Source organism: Pseudoalteromonas sp. SD03 (assembly GCF_040937955.1).
Classification (GTDB): domain Bacteria; phylum Pseudomonadota; class Gammaproteobacteria; order Enterobacterales; family Alteromonadaceae; genus Pseudoalteromonas; species Pseudoalteromonas tetraodonis.
In genome coordinates this window covers 11,555-30,927 of sequence record NZ_CP162514.1, presented here as the reverse complement: position 1 = coordinate 30,927, position 19,373 = coordinate 11,555, and the positions used below count along the sequence as shown (strand labels likewise).

General features: G+C 41.1%; 17 protein-coding genes. 6 read left to right on the top strand and 11 right to left on the bottom strand.

The genetic code is table 11. The annotated features are described in order from the left end of the window. Window position 1: 1 nt before the first annotated feature. Window positions 2-1,093 carry a DNA-processing protein DprA gene (gene dprA, locus ABZP26_RS00130; protein ID WP_076922772.1) on the bottom strand — a complete coding sequence of 364 codons (1,092 nt, stop codon included), beginning with the start codon at window positions 1,091-1,093 and terminating at the stop codon, window positions 2-4. A 28-nt stretch (window positions 1,094-1,121) separates the two neighbouring features. Beyond that, a complete protein-coding gene (locus ABZP26_RS00125) occupies window positions 1,122-2,243 on the bottom strand; it encodes a LysM peptidoglycan-binding domain-containing protein (protein WP_016900042.1) in 1,122 nt (373 codons plus the stop codon). Window positions 2,244-2,362: 119 nt separating this feature from the next. Here ABZP26_RS00125 and def point away from each other — a divergent pair, with 119 nt between their 5' ends. The 5 genes from def to ABZP26_RS00100 all read left to right on the top strand — a co-directional run bounded on the left by def (window position 2,363) and on the right by ABZP26_RS00100 (window position 8,937). Next, a complete protein-coding gene (gene def / locus ABZP26_RS00120) occupies window positions 2,363-2,869 on the top strand; it encodes a peptide deformylase (protein WP_013463665.1) in 507 nt (168 codons plus the stop codon). A gap of 31 nt (window positions 2,870-2,900) precedes the next feature. Then, on the top strand, window positions 2,901-3,854 hold the full coding sequence (fmt, locus tag ABZP26_RS00115) for a methionyl-tRNA formyltransferase (RefSeq protein WP_368485189.1): 954 nt from the start codon (window positions 2,901-2,903) through the stop codon (window positions 3,852-3,854). Beyond that, window positions 3,847-5,142, top strand: a complete 1,296-nt coding sequence (gene rsmB, locus ABZP26_RS00110) for a 16S rRNA (cytosine(967)-C(5))-methyltransferase RsmB (protein ID WP_033102903.1) — start codon at window positions 3,847-3,849, stop codon at window positions 5,140-5,142. The genes fmt and rsmB overlap by 8 nt, the downstream gene beginning before the upstream one ends. A 75-nt stretch (window positions 5,143-5,217) precedes the next feature. Beyond that, the gene (trkA, locus tag ABZP26_RS00105) at window positions 5,218-6,594 is read left to right on the top strand and encodes a Trk system potassium transporter TrkA (protein ID WP_008112933.1); all 1,377 of its coding nucleotides are present in this window, start codon (window positions 5,218-5,220) and stop codon (window positions 6,592-6,594) included. Between the two features lie 354 nt (window positions 6,595-6,948). Further along, a complete protein-coding gene (locus ABZP26_RS00100; protein ID WP_368485188.1) occupies window positions 6,949-8,937 on the top strand; it encodes a TonB-dependent siderophore receptor in 1,989 nt (662 codons plus the stop codon). Window positions 8,938-8,996: 59 nt separating this feature from the next. Here ABZP26_RS00100 and ABZP26_RS00095 read toward each other — a convergent pair whose 3' ends face one another. The 9 genes from ABZP26_RS00095 to ABZP26_RS00055 all read right to left on the bottom strand — a co-directional run bounded on the left by ABZP26_RS00095 (window position 8,997) and on the right by ABZP26_RS00055 (window position 16,907). Continuing rightward, the gene (locus tag ABZP26_RS00095) at window positions 8,997-9,212 is read right to left on the bottom strand and encodes an EF-hand domain-containing protein (protein WP_016900039.1); all 216 of its coding nucleotides are present in this window, start codon (window positions 9,210-9,212) and stop codon (window positions 8,997-8,999) included. 64 nt (window positions 9,213-9,276) lie between these two features. Continuing rightward, a complete protein-coding gene (locus ABZP26_RS00090; protein ID WP_016900038.1) occupies window positions 9,277-9,489 on the bottom strand; it encodes an EF-hand domain-containing protein in 213 nt (70 codons plus the stop codon). Between the two features lie 138 nt (window positions 9,490-9,627). Further along, a complete protein-coding gene (locus tag ABZP26_RS00085; protein ID WP_013463659.1) occupies window positions 9,628-9,840 on the bottom strand; it encodes an EF-hand domain-containing protein in 213 nt (70 codons plus the stop codon). Between the two features lie 70 nt (window positions 9,841-9,910). Then, window positions 9,911-10,123: an EF-hand domain-containing protein gene (locus ABZP26_RS00080; protein ID WP_368485187.1), complete on the bottom strand. Its 213-nt coding sequence runs from the start codon at window positions 10,121-10,123 to the stop codon at window positions 9,911-9,913. A 512-nt stretch (window positions 10,124-10,635) separates the two neighbouring features. Beyond that, a complete protein-coding gene (locus ABZP26_RS00075) occupies window positions 10,636-11,298 on the bottom strand; it encodes a flagellar brake domain-containing protein (RefSeq protein WP_368485186.1) in 663 nt (220 codons plus the stop codon). A gap of 24 nt (window positions 11,299-11,322) precedes the next feature. Next, complete coding sequence (locus ABZP26_RS00070; RefSeq protein WP_013463656.1) at window positions 11,323-12,774, bottom strand: TrkH family potassium uptake protein; 1,452 nt, start codon at window positions 12,772-12,774, stop codon at window positions 11,323-11,325. Window positions 12,775-12,867: 93 nt separating this feature from the next. Then, entirely contained in the window at window positions 12,868-13,482 is a 615-nt protein-coding gene (locus ABZP26_RS00065; RefSeq protein ID WP_013463655.1) for a YigZ family protein, read from the bottom strand. A gap of 98 nt (window positions 13,483-13,580) precedes the next feature. Further along, window positions 13,581-14,903, bottom strand: a complete 1,323-nt coding sequence (gene pepQ, locus ABZP26_RS00060) for a Xaa-Pro dipeptidase (protein WP_013463654.1) — start codon at window positions 14,901-14,903, stop codon at window positions 13,581-13,583. Window positions 14,904-15,020: 117 nt separating this feature from the next. Continuing rightward, window positions 15,021-16,907 carry a lytic transglycosylase domain-containing protein gene (locus ABZP26_RS00055; RefSeq protein ID WP_024601481.1) on the bottom strand — a complete coding sequence of 629 codons (1,887 nt, stop codon included), beginning with the start codon at window positions 16,905-16,907 and terminating at the stop codon, window positions 15,021-15,023. A 303-nt stretch (window positions 16,908-17,210) separates the two neighbouring features. Here ABZP26_RS00055 and fadB point away from each other — a divergent pair, with 303 nt between their 5' ends. Continuing rightward, window positions 17,211-19,370, top strand: coding sequence for a fatty acid oxidation complex subunit alpha FadB (gene fadB, locus ABZP26_RS00050; RefSeq protein WP_028834903.1), 2,160 nt, complete (start codon window positions 17,211-17,213; stop codon window positions 19,368-19,370). Window positions 19,371-19,373: the final 3 nt, after the last annotated feature.

The window sequence follows — 19,373 nt, the reverse complement described above, 5'->3', positions numbered from 1 at the left end:
ATTATCCTCCAGCGCTTAATTTAATATAGCCGTCTAATACACGTTCAATTTGATCGTCTAACTCTAAATCAAGCAATCGCGCTTGTACTTTATCAATTGGCCACTGTACTCGACGCATAATATCGTCCACACTGGTCACCTCAAAACCAATACTGTTAAGCACCTCGCAATCTGAGGTTACAGCATCAGTTAACTCTTTATAGTTTAGACCAGAAGGGTATGAAAAGTTCATCTCATCAAGAATATCGGCGACGTTTTCTACCAGCTTAGCACCTTGCTTAATTAAAAAATGACTTGCTTGTGCCAGCGGGTTTTTAATTGAGCCTGGCACCGCAAAAACCTCTTTATTTTGTTCAAGCGCATAACGTACGGTGATCAGTGAGCCACTTTTAATTTCGGCTTCAACAATTAAAACGCCTAAAGAGAGTCCTGAAATAATACGATTACGTCGTGGAAAGTTATGCGCGTTGGCCGCGGTGCCCGGTAAAAACTCACTTACCAATAAACCCTGTGTTAATACTTGCTCTGTAAGTAACTTATGGCGTTTAGGGTAATAAACATCAACCCCAGTCCCTAGTACGGCAATGGTTTTACCATTTCCTGCCAGCGCTCCTTTATGGGCAGCACCATCAATGCCACGCGCCATACCAGAGGTTACTGTTATGCCAGCAAGCGTTAGCTGATGTGCAAATTCTGCAGCAATTTCAAGTCCTGTGGTGGTTGCATTTCGACTGCCAACAATCGCAATTTGTGGAGAAGACAGTAAGCTAATATCGCCTTTACAAAAAAGTAATAATGGCGCACTGGCTATTTGTTTTAGGTGTTCTGGGTAGGTGGTATCAAAAATACTAATAACAATAATATGTTGCTGGCTAATAAGCTGTTCATAATGCGCAACTTGCTGCCAATTTGTATTAAGTAAATTGCTTGCTTGACTCGCTGTTAAGCCCAACATAACCAGCTGGGAATGCGATAAGGAAAACAGCGACTCTAAACTGTGCTGCTTAGAGAGGGCTAATAGCGTTTTTATTCCAAGCCCTTTGCATAAGTAAAAGGCAAGCCAATGGCTTAGCTTGCCAAACGATTGCTCCATGTTCCCTCCTAGAACACCGACTCGCTACTTAATGAATTACTGCCAAATCTCCAATGCGAATTGGGTGCTGATTTTTAGTGATCAGCGCATAACTAACTTTGTCATACACTTTAAAAATAATCATTTCACCAACTTTCTCTGCTGGCATTTTCCAAGTAACGCTATCTTCATCGGTTTCTGAGCCAAATAATTCGCTAGTAGCCGATACCAATTTTTCTAAACGACTTGAATCTTCGGTATAACGCGGGCCTCTGGCACTATCAATCACCTTAGGTGACTGACGTTCAATATCCAGTACATGACCTACTTTAACTTGTTGCTCTGAACCTAAGTTTAGCACCACTACATCCATCGTGCTAAATTCTCTCACCTCGCGCGGAGAAGCAATCACTTGACCCTGCATTGGCTGTTCAGGACGATGCATCTCAAAATATACTGGCAGCATCTGCCCTTCCATTGCAGGTAATAAAAAGTCACCCTGTTTGATCTCACGTTTTACTGATTCAACTCTTACTGAGGCAGGTTCGCCATTGGCCGCATCACCTGTTCTAAATGCACGAGCCATACCCACATAAGATGCTCTACTCGCTAACTCTTCACCGGTATTAGGGTCAGTATAAGGCGCACCTTTATGATAAATAGCATATGCCTGATGACGTTTTAAGTTACCTTTTACATATAAAATATGGTCAATAGTTTGGGTTTTGGTATTTTCGTTGGCGCCCAAAATATAGGGCTTTTCTTTTATCGAATCGCTGTTAATAGCTTGCTCAAACGACAAATACGGTTTAATCAACGCAAGAGGTAAAGTTGTTATCGCATCTTTCCCTTTTGGCGTAATACGTCCCATAGGTGATAGCTTTCGATACGCTTTATTAATCACTAAACGCGGATTACCGTCTGTATCGTAAATTAATGCTAACGCATCTCCCGGATAAATAAGGTGAGGGTTGTCTATTTGTGGATTCATTTGCCATAGTTCAGGCCATAACCAAGGTTCGTTTAGATATATAGCTGAGATATCCCAAAGCGTGTCACCTTTTTTCACAACATACTGTTTAGGTGCATCTTTTTTTATAGTTAGTACATCTGCCAGCACAGGAAAAGTTGCACCTAATGCAAGTATAATTGCAATTAATGGAGATTTCATTGAGCTTCCTCATAGTGTTTTTTCATTATTATTAACCAAAACCTGTTAAAGGGGAACGTGAATGGCTAAAATAAGAACATACAATACCCTAAATTTAAGCATAAGTGTAAAAGGTAACTATGGCTAGGTTAGAAGTTTTAAGATTTCCAGATGAACGTTTACGTACAATCGCAAAAGAAGTAACTGTTGTTGACGATCAAGTGCGTGAAATTGTCAAAGATATGCTAGAAACTATGTACGATGAAAATGGTATTGGGCTTGCTGCTACACAGGTTGATATTCACCAGCGTATTGTGGTGATCGACGTATCAGAAGAGCGCAATGAACCACTCGTGCTTATCAATCCGCAAATTATCAAAAAAGATGGCTCAACCGTGAGCGAAGAAGGCTGTTTATCAGTTCCTCATTCGTATGCAAAAGTTGACCGTGCAGAAACCGTTACCGTAGCTGCACTGAACGAAGAAGGTAAAGAATTTATTCTTGATGCTGACGAATTATTAGCGATTTGTATTCAGCATGAACTTGACCACCTTCAAGGTAAATTATTTATTGATTATTTATCTCCATTAAAGCGCCAACGCATTCGTAAAAAGCTTGAAAAAGAAGCGAAGTTTGCAGCGCAGTAATAAGCACCTTAGTAAATAATTAGGAAACTCAGTGACACAACCATTACGCATTATATTTGCCGGTACGCCGGACTTTGCTGCACGCCATCTGCAAGCACTCATAAATAGTAAACACCAAATCGTGGGCGTTTACAGTCAACCAGATCGTCCAGCGGGTCGCGGAAAAAAACTAAAAGCCAGTGAAGTAAAAGCGCTTGCATTAGAACATGACCTACCCGTTTTTCAACCGCAATCACTCAAAACAGACGACGCACTTGAAGAGCTAAGCAGCCTCAATGCCGATATCATGATTGTCGTTGCCTACGGTTTAATTTTACCTAAAGCCATTTTAGATGCCCCACGTTTAGGGTGTTTAAATGTACATGGTTCTATTTTACCGCGCTGGCGTGGCGCCGCACCTATTCAACGCGCTATTTGGGCAGGCGATCAGCAAACCGGTGTAACCATAATGAAAATGGATGAAGGGCTAGATACCGGCGATATGCTGCATATTAGCCGCTGCCCTATTGATAGTACTGAAACCAGTGCAAGCTTATACACTAAGCTTGCTGAACTGGGACCTGATGCATTAATCGACACCATAAATCGTTTAGCCAACGGGGACATAACGCCTGAGCCACAAAACGATGCTGATGCCAATTACGCTAAAAAGCTCTCAAAAGACGAAGCCAACATTGATTGGTCTATGGATGCCGAGCAAATCGAGCGTAACATTCGTGCATTTAACCCATGGCCAGTATGCTTTACCCAAATGCGTGGTAATACGGTAAAAATATACCAAGCACACGTGGTTGAACAATCAGGCGCAGCTGGCACTGTATTAACAAGTGATAAAAACGGTATCGTTGTGGCTTGTGGTAAACACGCTTTATCTATTGGCGAATTACAACCACAAGGCAAAAAGCCAATGGCAATTAATGATTTTTTAAACGGTCGTAGCGACTGGGTCACACCCGGCACCGTATTAGGCGAAAATAATGAGTAATGTAAGCAATGTCAGAGCGCTAGCCGCTGAAACTTTATATAACGTGGTTGATAAAGGCGCATCGCTTAATCAAGAACTCCCTTTCGCTAGCCAAGGCCTATCTCCTAAAGATAAAGCCTTACTGCAGCAAATTTGCTATGGAGTATTACGTTACCTACCTAGCCTAGAAAATTATTGCCAGCATTTAGTAGAACAACCGCTTAAAGGCAAACGCCGTATTTTCCAGTTTTTGTTGTATGTGGGTATTTACCAACTACAACACATGCGTGTACCGCCGCATGCAGCAATTAGCGAAACAGTTAATGCGTTACAACAATTACGCGCTCTTGGCTTAAAAGGGCTTATTAACGCCATTTTACGAAGCTTTCAGCGCCAACAAGTTGAGCTTGAAGAAAAAGCCAAACAGATTCCAGTGTGTTTATACAACCATCCAAACTGGTTTATAAAGCAAGTAAAAGAAGCCTACCCAGATAGCTGGGAAGACATTCTAGAAGCTAATCAGCAACAAGCGCCAATGTGGCTTCGAGTGAATCAATCGCAGTTTAGCACCCAAGAATATAGCGAAATGCTAACCGCTAACGATATTGAACATACTCTAAATCCTGATTTTATTGATGGCATTAAACTAAGCAAACCACGCGATGTGTTTTCACTTCCTGAGTTTGATACCGGTGCCTGTTCAGTACAAGATGCGGCAGCGCAGCTTGCTGCACGCTATCTAGACCCACAAAATGGTGATTCAATACTCGATGCCTGCGCAGCGCCTGGTGGTAAAACCTGCCATATTTTAGAGCTTGCCGACGCAGATGTGCTTGCGCTTGATAGCGATGCCACACGCCTAGAACGTGTTAAACAAAACCTAGAACGCATAGGTTTGGGCGCCGACTTACAATGTGGTGATGCATCGCAACCTCACACTTGGTGGGATGAAGAACAGTTTGATCGTATTTTGTTAGATGTACCCTGCTCTGCAACTGGCGTAATTCGTCGTCACCCAGATATTAAATGGTTACGTCGCGCATCCGACATTAACGATTTATCGACCCTGCAAGGCGATATACTCGACAGCATTTGGCCATTGTTAAAGCCAGGCGGTACATTGGTGTATGCAACCTGTTCGGTGCTTCCACAAGAAAACCAACAACAAGTTGCTAAGTTTTTAGCTAATAATGAAGACGCAGAGCATATTCCTTTGCACAGCGAAGACACTAAAACCACACCAGGCTTGCAGTTATTACCAGGCGAAAGTGACGGTTTTTACTACGCTAAATTAGTTAAAAAAGCCTAGGCAACACATTTAGCTACTTCAGTTTAGAGGTAGCTAATACTTTGATGTAATTAGTATTAATAATACGGGTACATAATGAAAATAATCATACTCGGTGCTGGGCAAGTTGGCGGCACACTCGCAGAAAACCTAGTGGGTGAACAAAACGAAATAACCGTAGTTGATATCGACGGTAACCGCTTGCGCGAACTGCAAGATAAGTACGATTTACAAGGTGTTGCAGGCCACGGCGCCCACCCCGACGTGTTAAGTCGCGCAGGGGCTGAAGATGCCGATATGATTATTGCGGTGACCAGCTCAGATGAAGTTAACATGGTGGCATGCCAAGTTGCCTACAGTATTTTTAATACACCGACCAAAATAGCCCGTATTCGCTCTGAGCAGTATTTAAAATACCGCGAAAAACTCTTTCATAATGATGACTTACCTGTCGATCATTACATAGCCCCAGAAGCACTCGTTACTAAGTATATTCGCCGCCTAATAGACTACCCTGGCGCATTACAAGTACTGCAATTTGCCGATGGCATGCTCTCTTTAGTGGCTGTAAAAGCCTACTATGGCGGCTTATTGGTAGGCTATGCCCTATCTACACTTAAGCAGCATATTCCTAATGTTGAAACTCGGGTAGCCGCTATTTACCGCCAAGGTAAAGCGATAAAACCCTTAGGCACCACCGTAATAGAAGCCGACGATGAAGTATTTTTTATTGCCGCAACCAAACACATTCGTGCGGTAATGAACGAGCTACAAAAGCTGGAACGCTCGTATAAAAAAATCATGATTGCCGGTGGCGGTAATATTGGTGCAGGTCTAGCCCGTTCACTGGAAAGAAACCACAGCGTTAAGTTACTAGAGCGAAGTAAAGAGCGTGCCGAACAGCTTTCTGAAATGCTCGACAACACAGTGGTATTTTGTGGTGATGCATCCGATCAGGAGCTGCTCTCTGAAGAACACATTGAACAGGTTGATGTTTTCATTGCCGTTACCAACGACGATGAAGTAAATATAATGTCGGCTATGCTCGCAAAACGCATGGGGGCACAAAAAACCATGGTACTTATTCAACGAGGCGCTTACGTTGATTTAGTACAGGGCGGCGAAATTGATATTGCGATTTCACCACAACAAGCGACTATTTCTGCATTGCTGACTCACGTGCGCCGTGGTGATATTGTAAACGTGTACTCGTTGCGTAAAGGGGCTGCAGAAGCCATAGAAGCGGTTGCCCATGGTGATGAAAATACCTCTAAAGTGGTAGGTCGCGCAATTGCCGATATTAAATTGCCTGCAGGTACCACAATAGGTGCAATTGTGCGAAATGACGATGTACTGATTGCCCATGACGATACAATTATTTTGTCAGGCGATCATGTAATCATGTTCTTAATTGATAAAAAGCACATTAACGTGGTTGAAAAGTTATTCCAAGTTAGCGCAATCTTTTTATAAGTAATTCCTCCTTTTTATTCACAACCCGCTTGTAAGTAAAAAGGAGAACACCCAAACCTAAATGAAAATCATTATCAAAAGCATTTACTAACTAAGAAAAATCCATTAGTCTCTTCTTGCTCGATTATCAAGCAGCGACATCTACAGATGTGAAAAGTTAATTTCACGTTTTTAAATAAAAATGGATTTCAAATGATACACCTACTCTCAAAGAAAAATTCTCCCATAACTCATTACACTCTGGTTGGCCTTTTACTTTCAACAGTTTCAACTCAAACGCTCGCCCACACTAGCGAAGGTATCGAAAGGTTAACCGTAATCGGAGAGCAAGCGAAGGGCTATAGAGTTAATTCTATGAGCTCTGCAACTGGCCTTGAGCTATCACATTTGCAAACGCCGCAATCAACGATAGCGATAACAAGCGACTTCATGGCAGACCAACAACTAAATACCGCAATTGAAGCTATAACCAGTGTGACAGGCATAAATGCGCGAGAAGCAGATAATGGTAAGTTTTCTATTTCAGCCCGAGGTATTAGTGTCACCAGCATACTTTATGATGGCATAGCGACCACCTATGACACCCGCTTTAATTATGGAGATAACCTAACCGATACCGCAATTTATGATCGTATCGAAATAGTTAGAGGAGCAACGGGGTTAATGCTGGGCGCGGGTAACCCTTCGGCAGCAATTAATTTGATACGTAAACGCCCAACTGCAAACACTCAAATAAATCTTACTGCTTCATTAGGCTCATGGGACAACTACCGCGCGATGGTGGATGTGTCGGGAAGCATAAATAATAGTGAAAGTATAAGAGGACGAGCTGTTGTTGCTTATCAAGATAGACTCTCATATCAAGATCGCTTTTCGCAAACCAGTCAAACATTATATGGCATTATTGAGGCAGATCTTTCTAACAGTACTTTATTGACTCTTGCTGTTGATAATCAATCGACAACTCCTAAAGGAACAATGTCAGGTGGTTTGCCTATTTTTTATAGTGATGGCTCCCGTACAGCTTATGACAGAGATGCTTCAACGGCTCAAGATTGGGCATCTTCTCAAACCGATGCACTTAATGCGTTTATTCGCCTTGAGCATTACTTTAATGCTAACTGGCAGCTAACCGCTAATTATGTCTATGGTGATAACGACCTAGACTATGATGTGTTTTGGATAAAAGGAGAGCCCGATCCTATAAACAACACTGGAATGATGCCAGGTTCTATAAACTATATTGATGCGAACAGAACGCAGGATACCTATGAGGTCGAACTCAATGGTCGGTTTAATTGGCTGGGCCAAAGTCACCAACTGCTATTTGGTTATAATACCCAAGAGCAACAGTTTTCGACCCCTTATTATGCTAGCCAACAAAGTGACTATGTTATCGGCGATTTCACTGACTCTAGTTATAGCATTGCAAAACCAACTTGGCAGTCAGAAGCGGCTTACGGCGCTTATGGCACAACTAAACAAGATGCGCTTTATGTTGCTGCACAACTAAATATAACCAATGCCTTGTCTTTAATTGTTGGAAGCCGGTTAAATCAATGGCAAACCAATCAAGATAATTTTGGTCGCAAGCATGATTACAAAATAAGTGATGAACTAACTAATTATTTTGGAGCAACTTATGAACTAACACAGAGTTGGGCTTTGTATGCTAATTACACTGATATTTTTACACCACAAAGTCGAGTTGATAAAAATGGCAATTATTTAAGCCCTATTGAAGGTAAGAATTATGAACTTGGCATAAAAGCTTCTGTACTTGATGAACGTTTAGACATATCCCTTTCTGGATTTAAAATTTATCAAGATAATGTGGGCGAGTACACGGGCGATACCATTGTAGAAACACTTCAGGCCATCTACAAGCCCATTAACGGCACATTAACTCAAGGCTACGAGCTAGAAATCAACGGAAAATTAACCGATAACTGGAACGCTTATTTTGGCTATACCCATAGTAAAGGCGAAAAACCGGATAATACGGTATTAAATACCACCAACCCAAACGATCAATTTAAACTTTTTACTAGCTATCAACTCTCAGGTGCATTAGACAATCTAAAATTGGGTGGAGGCTATCGCTGGCAAAGCAACAGCTATGACGAAGTTAAAAACCCTGTTTATGGCGCTGTTGAGGTAAACCAGCCTAGCTATGGTATTGCAAGCCTAATGGCAGATTATCAAATGAATGAGCAGTTATCTGTTAGTCTAAATATCGATAACTTATTTGATAAGCATTATTACGGTCAAATTGGGTTCTATAACCAATATCGTTATGGTAAGCCAAGAAGCTTCTCTCTCCAACTTAAATATAGCCTCTAACAAGCACAAAAAAGCCGCTGACTATTAAGCGGCTTTAGTGGAGTATGATGAGTTAATACTTATTGTACTCTTGCAAACTCTTCTTTAGAAAGTTCACCATTTCCGTCGGTATCTAAATCATCAAAAATGTTCATTAGTTGTTTATTAGCGGCGGCTTCCTGCTGGCTAATTACACCATCGCCATTACTATCAAAAGAGGCAAAATCTACCGCTGCATAAGCTGCTGATGATGACGCTAATACTAAAATCGCAAGTGTTGTGTTTAATGCTTTCATAATAAGTCTCCTATAAGAGGGAAATCCTTTTCTGAGATCCCTGTGCAATGAAAAAAGTCAAAAATTAAAAGTTTGCAAACTCAGCTTTAGAAAGCTCACCATTACCGTCAGTATCAAGCTCAGTAAATGCGGCTGTTAAATCAGCGTTTACAGCGGCTTCGCTTTGACTAATAGCACCGTTACCATCAGTATCAAGCGCGTCAAAGTCGCTTGCTGCAAAAGCAGCTGATGAAGAAGCTAGCGCGATAAGTGCAAATGTTTTATGTAATGTTTTCATAATTTAATCCTTCAAAATGTAATGCAATGGTTTATCAAAAAATTGTGTCTGGCTATCACGGTCCTTGTTATTCTCTTTCATAGGCTTCCCTGCCTATTTAGGTTGTCTTTGGCAACTCAGAATATACTTAGCCTTGCCTTATGCTTTCGAAAATTCTTCTTTTGATAGCTCACCGTTTTGGTCAGTATCAAGCTCTGAGAACATGCTCATTAATTTTGCATCAACCGATGCTTCGCTTTGGCTAATAGCACCGTTGCCGTCGGTATCTAGTGTGTCGAAGTCGCTCGCTGCAAAGGCAGCTGATGAAGAAGCAAGAGCGATAAGTGCAAATGTTTTGTGTAATGTTTTCATAATGAGTATTCCTTAAAATCGTTTAAATAATGAGGGAGCTTTTAACTCCCAAAACTTTAATAGCTTAGGGTTATGCTTTAGAGAACTCTTGTTTTGATAACTCACCGTTTTGGTCAGTATCAAGCTCTGAAAACATGCTCATTAATTTTGCATCAACCGATGCTTCGCTTTGACTGATTGCGCCGTTGCCGTCAACGTCTAGCGTGTCAAAGTCGCTTGCTGCAAAAGCGACTGATGATGAAGCTAATGCGATAAGTGCTAAAGTTTTATTAATGCTTTTCATAATCAATCTTCCTTCAAAGTTTATGTTTTATGCGATTAAGTGTTTTACTTTAAATCACGTTTCGTTCTATACAGCCTGACTATTACAACTTCGATGCCAAAAATATAAAAACCATAATTTTCAATAAATTAACCAGCAACTAGCTGAAAATGGCGCTATTTAACTCGTTATTTTGTTGCTTTTTAGCAACAGTAGATAAGGCAATAAAATTAAAACAATAAAAATCAAAGAGTTGAGTTTAGGGAAAACCCCACACAGTCGGTGAGCAACCACTAAAAAAGAGGATTAAATAAACAAAAAGGAAGGTGAGTTGAGTTTAATTTTGTTATAAACAAAAAATTAGAATAAAAAACATATTTAACTAATTGTTTTTAATGAATTTATAAAATAAATTTGAAATGGCTTTTAAAAATAACAACAACACATGGCTATTTGTTGCAAAAGAGCGAAAATGTTAGAGCTTGTTGATATTTTAGAATTGTAAAATGTTCAGCGTCGAAAGATAACAGGCCTTATACAATTTCAACTTCAAGTGCACTAAGGTCAATGAAGTGATCCCCCATCAGGGTTTTCATTTGCTCTTCACTGGCAAATAATCGAATTCCGCAATATATGCCCTTAGCATGTTTTTTCACACTGCATATTTGCCCTTCGTGCTTTGTATCTTCATCAAACACTACGATGCAACGCATATCTTTAATGTCGTCGATTTCTTGAGTTGTTTTAATATCAAACATAACACCCGTTAACGAAATATCTTTTATAACGCCTTCAAAGGAAGGGCGATCATCCGATAATTTTAACTTGGCAGGAAACAGCGTCGGTATACGCGCTTGCGAGCGCAGTTCAAATAGCTGTACTTGTGAAGGATAGTCGATAAACAATAACTTAGCTGGGTGAGATGCTACAGACATAAGCTGCTGACGAAACGCTAAAACATGCCCACCACTGCCCTCTATAAGCGCTCTTACCACCACCATCACACCATCGCGTAAATAATCACTTGCCATGGGGAGCCGTTTTGCATTGGGGTAATTTAAAATAATAAACTTATTTTCTAATAAGCCTATAAACTCTGTTTTTACGCGTCGGCTACTCGTGGGGGTGAGGATTTCTAAATCAACTATGCCACCCGTGACGATTTGGTTTAACTTTTCCAAATTGGTTTTTCGCATATTTCCTTCCTGATATTTATAACGTTATCCACGCCAAAATGTTGGGGTAAATAGCACAAGTAAGGTAAATATCTCTAAACGACCAAATACCATTGCCACGGTTAATATCCATTTTGCAGTATCGGTAATAGCGCCATAATGAGAAGCAACATCACCTAAACCAGGCCCAAGGTTATTTAAACACGCTGCCGTTGCTGAGAATGCCGTTATATTGTCTAACCCGGTGCCCATTAACGCTAACATAATAATAATAAAGACTAGTGCATAAGCCGAGAAAAAACCCCATACCGCTTCAACTACTTTATCTGGTAGCGCCTTTCGTCCTAACTTTATAGAGTATATAGCTCGAGGATGCACTAAGCGGTTTAGCTCTCGCACCCCTTGTAGATAAAGTAAAAACACGCGCACTACTTTCATACCGCCGCCAGTTGAACCAGCACAGCCACCAATAAAACTAGAGAATATTAATAAAATAGGTAAAAACAAAGGCCAAGCAGAAAAGTTATCTGTGGCAAATCCTGCGGTGCTGCTTATAGATACAGCTTGAAACAATGCCTGATCGAGGGTTTCATCGCCATTGGCATAAACATCGTGAGATGAAAGTACCGTGAAACAAATCACCACCAGCGCGAGCTGAATACATAGAAACACTTTGAATTCAGGGTCACGAATGTAGACACTAATATTACGACTCGCTACAGCAGCATAATGCAGAGAAAAGTTAATGGCTGCGATAATTAAAAAGAACACACAAATAAAGTTAATTACTGGGCTATCAAAATGCCCCATTGAAGCGTCATAAGTAGAAAAACCACCAATAGCCACCGTAGAAAAAGCATGGCAAATTGCATCAAACCAATTCATGCCAGCGCTCCAATACGCCAAAGTACATGCAAGGGTAATAGACACATAAATATACCAAAGGTGTTTAGCGGTGTCGGCTATACGCGGGGTCATTTTGGAATCTTTTACGGGGCCTGGAATCTCAGCCCGATACAACTGCATACCACCTACGCCAAGCATTGGCAGGATTGCTACCGCTAATACAATGATCCCCATACCACCAAACCACTGTAATTGTTGGCGATAAAACAAGACCGATTTAGGCAGATACTCTATACCGGTCAGTACGGTAGCTCCTGTAGTGGTTAAGCCAGAAAAGGCTTCAAACACGGCATCGGCCAAAGAGAGATTGGGTTCTTGTAAAAATACCAGCGGTAAGGAGGCAAACGCGCCTAGTACTAGCCAAAACAAAACCACGATTAAAAAGCCTTCGCGGGCTTTTAAATCGCCATGCTCATGCCTATTTGGGTAATAAGCCATTAAGCCAATAACAACACTGAATATAAAGGCTAAAACAAACGGCACCCCTCCACCATCTTTATAAATTAAAGACACTAGCGCTGGTGGCACCATAGTAATACTGAATAGCGCAACCAATTGGCCAAGAATTTTTATGATGGTACGAAATTGCATTGAGCGTATCGCTTTTTTATTAGTAAATTAAAATAACTACTGTATGACTCGAAATTTAATGTTTAATCATTAAATGGGATGAATGTAAGACTATTACTCTTTGATTGTTAACTCAACTGCGCCGTGGCTTAAATCAAAAATATCTTTGATGGCTTGCTGCGCTTGGCGACTATCAATGGTAATAGTCCACTCAATATTTGCAGTAAACTGCTTTTCAATATTAAGTACCTGAAAGTTCGTTTTTAAATGTTGCTCTATCGCCCCTTGCATACTGTATTCACTAAAGCCCACCAGCTCAGCGCTCGGCACTTTCACCACGGTTTGTAGTTTTGCTAAGGCATTATTGAGTGAACCACCATAAGCACGCACCAGCCCACCCGTACCGAGCTTTATACCTCCAAAGTAACGTGTTACCACAGCGGTCACTTCACCTAAGCCTGAGCCCACTAGCACATTGAGCATGGGTTTACCGGCGGTGCCATTGGGCTCTCCGTCATCAGAAAAGCCATAAACATGGCTGCCCCCTGGGTTACCTGCAACATGTGCCCAGCAATTGTGGCGTGCATCACTATATTTTTCTTCAATATTTTTAATAAAGGCTTTCGCAGCATTTAGATCGGGCGTGTGACCTATATGAACGATAAAGGTACTTTTTTTAATTTCTTCTTGATGAAATACAGCTTCGGCTGGGTATTTATATTCAGACATAGCACTTACTTAGGCTTTAATTAAAAAAATGGGGCCAAAAGGCCCCTTTGTATCCGTTTATTTTAGCGCGTATTGGCTAACTCGTCTTTAATAAGGATTTAGTCGAGTAATAAATTACGCGTCATATTTTCTAGGCTATCTTCGTGAACAATAATATTGTCCTCGATACGAATACCGCCAAAAGGTTTAAACGCTTCGACTTTTTCCCAGTTAATAAACTGCTTATTGTCTGTTTGTGCTAAATCACCCAGTAAAGAGTCAATAAAATACAAACCTGGCTCAATAGTAAACACTTGGTTTTTCTCAATTAAGCGAGTGCAGCGTAAAAATGGATGGCCTTCTGGTGGCGCTTGATGTGCCCCTGTTTCATCACGCATAAAACCACCCACATCGTGAACCTGTGCACCTAAATGATGCCCGAGTCCATGCGGGAAGAAAGTTGAGGTAATTTGACGCTCAACAATTTCAGCTGCAGGTAGTTTAACAATATCAAAATCACTTAATAGCTGAGCAATACGGTTATGACAATCAATATGCAGATCGCCATACAGTAAACCTGGCTTTAAGCTTTTTCCTAACTCAATTTGATGCGCTGTCATAGCGTTAACTAAGTCAGCAAACTCACCCTGCTTTTTAAAGTCGTAGGTACGGGTAATATCCGCAGCGTAACCATTAAAATTAGCGCCCGCATCAATTAAAAATGAATTATGCGTTTGTGGTGCTTTTGGCTCAAAATGGGTGTAGTGCAAAATAGCGCAGTTTTCGTTAAGGGCCACAATGTTGCCATATGGCATTTCGTTTTCACTTTGACGCGTTGCCATTAAGTAAGCTTGCTGAATATCAAACTCGCTACCACCATTAAAAAACGCATCACGCGCTGCTTTATGGCCATCAACCGCAATACGGTTCGCATTACGTAAACACTCAAGTTCATATTGCGTTTTATAAGCACGGTGGTAATGAATATAGTTAAGTACTGGCTCAGGGTTCATAATACTAAAACCAAGTGCTTGTGCTACTTCGAGATACTCACCAATGTAGGCAAATTTAGCTTTATCGTAAGGTAGTAGCTTTTCAACCTGATCAGGTTGTAATAACAATTCAATATCGAAGTATTCTGCCCAAAAATCTCTTGGCTCATCAGGTACTTTATGCCAAAAATCAATTGGACGATAAAAAATAAGTTTTGGCTTATCGCTACCATTTACCACTATCCAGCAATGTGGATTATCAATAACCGGTAGCCACGCTTTAAAATGGGGGTTAACTTTAAACGGGTAATACATATCATCTAAAAATTGGCGCTTAGCTTGGCCTGAATGAATGACTAATCCTTCTAACCCTTCTTGCTCACAAATAGTACGTGTACGCTGCTGCAATGTTGCAATATGTTCGGCGTATAAAACGGCTAATTTTTCCATAATAAACCCATCTGTTAAATTTAACTTGCTTTGAGTCTACCACTTATACACAAAGCGCTCAAAAAAGAGGGATACTTACTGTGTAAATATCCCTCTGTGGTTGTAGATTTATTTTTACTATCCGCCCATCGTCATTTCTAATATGGGGGCTAGAAGGTTTCCCTCCCGACCAAGGCGAGTATGATAAACCTGCCGATAAGCAAATACATTTTTTACATAATCTCGGGTTTCTCTGTAAGGAATAAGTTCAACCCATAGCTCAGCCGGCATTGCTTCTTCTGGTAACCAACGCTTAATACGATGATACCCAGCGTTATAAGATGCTGTAGCTAACACCTCATTGCCGTGGTTTTTCTTTTTTAAATACTGTAAATAACGAGTCCCGAGACGAATGTTGGTTTTTGGTTGATACAAACGACGATTAGAAACCGTGCCTTTATTAATATACTTTGCCGTACTCGGTAATAGCTGCATTAACCCGCGTGCATTTGCATGGGAGCGCGCATCAGGTGCAAATGAGCTTTCGCGACGTGCAATAGCAATACTCCAAGTTAGGTCAATTTTGCTTCGCTTGCTGTAACGCTCAAACATTTCTTGAAATGCAAAAGGGAAACGCAAATCCACATAATCCCATGCTTTTATTTTTGCTAAGGTGAATATAGTACTATCAAACCAATCCAGCTCGGCTGCAAGTACCGACGCAGCTAATTTTTCATCATCAGCTGAGGTATCAGTTAAATAATTCCACTCGCGTCGAGCAGCAGTAAAGCGCTCTAACTCATACAAGGCTTTGGCACGCTTAAAGCCCGGTGCGTTACTCACTCTTGTTACTAAAGCTTGATTTACATTAACGGGCAACTCATTTAAATCAACCGGTATGCCCAAACGCGCAGCGGCTAAAAAGCCGTAATAATCACGATTAGCGGCCACTTTAGTCCAAATTGCCTTGGCTTTTTCATGATCTGCGCGTTTGTCATAACTATAAGCAAGCCAATACTGTTGCCCTAAGCTAAGATTTTCTTTACCTGTAAAAAATGCCGCAATTCCCTCCCAATCTTGGGTTTTGAGTAGATTAGCTAACTGCCATTGCATTAATTTACGATCTTGGCGCTCTTTGGGTACTTTATTTAAATAGAAGCTAGCTTGGCTATGGCCGCTCGACGCCAATGAAAGCGCAAAGGTATAATATACATCCGCTTTTTCATCATCAGTGTAATCAAATAACCCCTCAATTTTTTGCCATGCCTTTAATGCCAACTCTTTATCACGCCAAATTAAACGCTTAATACCATAAAGCGCTATTTCACCCTCTTTCACTGTTTTGCGCTTATAACGGTATAACCCCGCCGCTGCACTTGGGTCACGTCTTACTTTTGAGTATAAATCGGCTAAGTAGCGCTCATTGGCTGGCAACAATGTTTTTAAATAAGGCAGTAAACGATAAGACCCACCTTGTGCCGCTAAAGTGACTCGTTGCCAAACAACATCGGGCGTTAAATAACCATTTTGACGCCAGCGTTTAAAAAGGCCATCACATTCACTTGGCTGCGACTCACCCACTGTCCATAAGTCGGTTACCTGATTGAGTATTGCTTTTTTAGGCGCACCAAGATCAAGCTGAAAAGTAAGGTGGGTACAAGTAAGCTCACTGTCAGAGGTTTCACGGTAGTTTTTAATAAACGCTGCTTTTTGATTTCTGCGTTTTAAATAGTTTAACCATGCTTTACGCACTGGCCACTCTAATGGCGTATGTTCATAAACAGTGAGAAAATTTTCTATCTCTGTTTGATGGGCTAAGCTGGGGTAACGTTCCCAATAGGCTTTTTCAACATACGGTTTAAGCGGATGAGACAATGAATCCACCGCTTCTTTAAAATTTTGATAATTGCCATAGCGCGCCTGTTTTTCAGCGTCTAAAAATGCATCAATATCAGTTTTCGCGTTGGCAGAGGGGAAAGAGAAAAATAGAGTCGCTGCCGCTACGCTTAATAAGTATTTTTTCATAATGTCCTTTAGGGCATAGTAACCTTCAAGGCTGACGAAGTGTGGCGAAGAGTAAGTAAACAACAGCACATACACAGCTGTACTATTTATTCTAATAAAACCCAAGCTATGAACACTAAGACAGCGCAATAAAATGAATAAAGAAAACTTTCAAACCCACCTTAGCACCAAACCAGCTATATTTTAACCAGACGTTTGTAACCAAGATAAATTTTTCGTTGCATTTTTAATTTAAAGCAAGCACACTGGTCTGAATATGAACTCATCGTACCAGTCTTAGTTCATCAACTAGGGAGAATAATAATGTTATATAAAAGCGATTCCTTTGAAGTTAGCTTCGTGAAGGAAAACATCGCCGAGTTTAAGTTTTGTGCTACAGGTTCTGTAAACACATTATCTCAACAAACTCTTTCAGATTGCGCGGCAGCATTAAAAGAATTAGCCGCTAACGCTGATATTAAAGGCATGATTTTTACCAGTGATAAAGACCACTTTATTATTGGTGCAGATATCTTCGAATTTTTACCTACTTTTACTAAACCTGAAGCAGAATTAGTAACGTGGATCAAAAATGCAACTGACGTTTTTGATGCAATTGAAGATTTACCATTTCCAACACTAAGTGTTATAAACGGCTTGGCGCTTGGCGGCGGCTGTGAGTGGGCACTTGCTACCGATTATCGTGTTGCAAGTGACTCAGCAAAAATGGGTTTACCAGAAGTTAAATTAGGCATAATGCCTGGATTTGGCGGCACAGTGCGCCTTCCGCGCATTATTGGCGCCGATAACGCGATGATGTGGATCACCACAGGTAACGAAAATCGCGCAGCTGATGCCCTTAAAGTAGGTGCGTTTGACGCAGTAGTTAGTGCCAACAAACTACAAGAGTCAAGTATAGCAACATTAGAATTAGCGATTGCTGGCAAGCTAGATTGGCAAGCAAAACGCGCTGTAAAATTACAACCGCTTAAATTAAACCGTGTTGAGCAAGGCATGAGCTTTGCAATGGCAGAAGGTATGGTAATGGGTAAAACCAAAGGCCACTATCCTGCTCCAGTTATGGCCGTTCGCACTATTAAAGCGGCAGCAAACTGCTCACGCGCCGAAGCAATGGCAATTGAAAATGCCAACTTTGCAAAGCTTGCTCGTACCAACGAAGCAGCCGCGCAAACAGGTATCTTTTTAGCGGATCAATACATTAAAGGTAAAGCACGTAAATTTGCTAAGCACAGCGATGTAGAAATTAAACAAGCTGCTGTATTAGGCGCAGGTATTATGGGCGGCGGTATTGCATACCAATCTGCTTATAAAGGTACACCAATCATAATGAAAGACATCCAACAGGATGCACTTGATTTAGGTATGGGTGAAGCGTCTAAGCTATTAGGTGCAAAAGTTAAGCGCGGCCACATGCCGATGGAAAAAATGCTAGCAACGCTTAGCAAAATCAAACCAACGCTTAACGATGCAGACCTACAAAACGCCAATATTATTGTTGAAGCGGTAGTAGAGAACCCTAAAGTGAAGCAAGCCGTACTTGCTGATCTTGAAAAGAATATGCCAGAAGGCACTGTGCTCACGTCAAATACATCGACTATTTGTATTGACCTACTTGCAGAAGCACTTGAAAAACCAGAAAACTTCTGTGGTATGCACTTTTTCAACCCAGTACCAAAAATGCCATTAGTAGAAATTATCCGTGGTGCAAAAACCTCAGATAAAACCATTAATGCCGTGGTTGATTACGCACTTAAACTAGGTAAATCGCCGATTGTTGTTAACGATTGCCCAGGCTTTTTTGTAAACCGTGTTTTATTCCCTTACTTTGCAGGCTTTAGCAAATTAGTGGTTGAAGGCGCTAACTTTGCAAAAGTAGATAAAGTCATGGAAAACGTATTTGGCTGGCCTATGGGTCCGGCTTACCTACTTGATGTAGTCGGTATTGATACTGCTTTCCATTGTACTGGCGTAATGGCAGACGGCTTCCCTGAACGTATGGCACGTGCAGAGAAAGATCCAGTGACTGTTTTTGCTAACGAAAAACGTTTTGGTCAAAAGAACAAAGCAGGTTTTTACAAGTATGAAACAGACCGTCGCGGTCGTCTTAAAAAATCGCATGACCAAACAGCGATTGAACTACTTGCACCAATTACAGACGCACCAAAAGAATTTGATAAACAAGAAATCATTGACCGTTGTATGATCCCAATGATCAACGAAGTGCTACTTTGCTTACAAGAAGGCATTGTTGCTTCTCCTCAAGAAGCTGATATGGCACTTGTATACGGTGTTGGTTTCCCTCCATTTAGAGGCGGCGCGTTCCGTTACTTAGATCAAACAGGTTTAGCTAACTTTGTTGCAGCAGCAGACAAATACGCTCACCTAGGTGCGATTTACCAAGTATCAGAGCAAACTCGCAAGTGGGCTGAAGAAGGCCGTGTTTTCTATAAGGTGGAAGGTTAATAT

Coding starts and splice junctions, on each gene's coding strand:
- ABZP26_RS00090 (WP_016900038.1), bottom strand. CDS start 9,489: ATGAAAACATTACATAAAACATTTGCACTTATCGCGCTAGCTTCTTCA.
- fadB (WP_028834903.1), top strand. CDS start 17,211: ATGTTATATAAAAGCGATTCCTTTGAAGTTAGCTTCGTGAAGGAAAAC.
- ABZP26_RS00100 (WP_368485188.1), top strand. CDS start 6,949: ATGAGCTCTGCAACTGGCCTTGAGCTATCACATTTGCAAACGCCGCAA.
- ABZP26_RS00065 (WP_013463655.1), bottom strand. CDS start 13,482: ATGTCTGAATATAAATACCCAGCCGAAGCTGTATTTCATCAAGAAGAA.
- dprA (WP_076922772.1), bottom strand. CDS start 1,093: ATGGAGCAATCGTTTGGCAAGCTAAGCCATTGGCTTGCCTTTTACTTA.
- trkA (WP_008112933.1), top strand. CDS start 5,218: ATGAAAATAATCATACTCGGTGCTGGGCAAGTTGGCGGCACACTCGCA.
- ABZP26_RS00085 (WP_013463659.1), bottom strand. CDS start 9,840: ATGAAAACATTACACAAAACATTTGCACTTATCGCTCTTGCTTCTTCA.
- rsmB (WP_033102903.1), top strand. CDS start 3,847: ATGAGTAATGTAAGCAATGTCAGAGCGCTAGCCGCTGAAACTTTATAT.
- pepQ (WP_013463654.1), bottom strand. CDS start 14,903: ATGGAAAAATTAGCCGTTTTATACGCCGAACATATTGCAACATTGCAG.
- ABZP26_RS00095 (WP_016900039.1), bottom strand. CDS start 9,212: ATGAAAGCATTAAACACAACACTTGCGATTTTAGTATTAGCGTCATCA.
- ABZP26_RS00080 (WP_368485187.1), bottom strand. CDS start 10,123: ATGAAAAGCATTAATAAAACTTTAGCACTTATCGCATTAGCTTCATCA.
- ABZP26_RS00125 (WP_016900042.1), bottom strand. CDS start 2,243: ATGAAATCTCCATTAATTGCAATTATACTTGCATTAGGTGCAACTTTT.
- ABZP26_RS00055 (WP_024601481.1), bottom strand. CDS start 16,907: ATGAAAAAATACTTATTAAGCGTAGCGGCAGCGACTCTATTTTTCTCT.
- ABZP26_RS00070 (WP_013463656.1), bottom strand. CDS start 12,774: ATGCAATTTCGTACCATCATAAAAATTCTTGGCCAATTGGTTGCGCTA.
- ABZP26_RS00075 (WP_368485186.1), bottom strand. CDS start 11,298: ATGCGAAAAACCAATTTGGAAAAGTTAAACCAAATCGTCACGGGTGGC.
- def (WP_013463665.1), top strand. CDS start 2,363: ATGGCTAGGTTAGAAGTTTTAAGATTTCCAGATGAACGTTTACGTACA.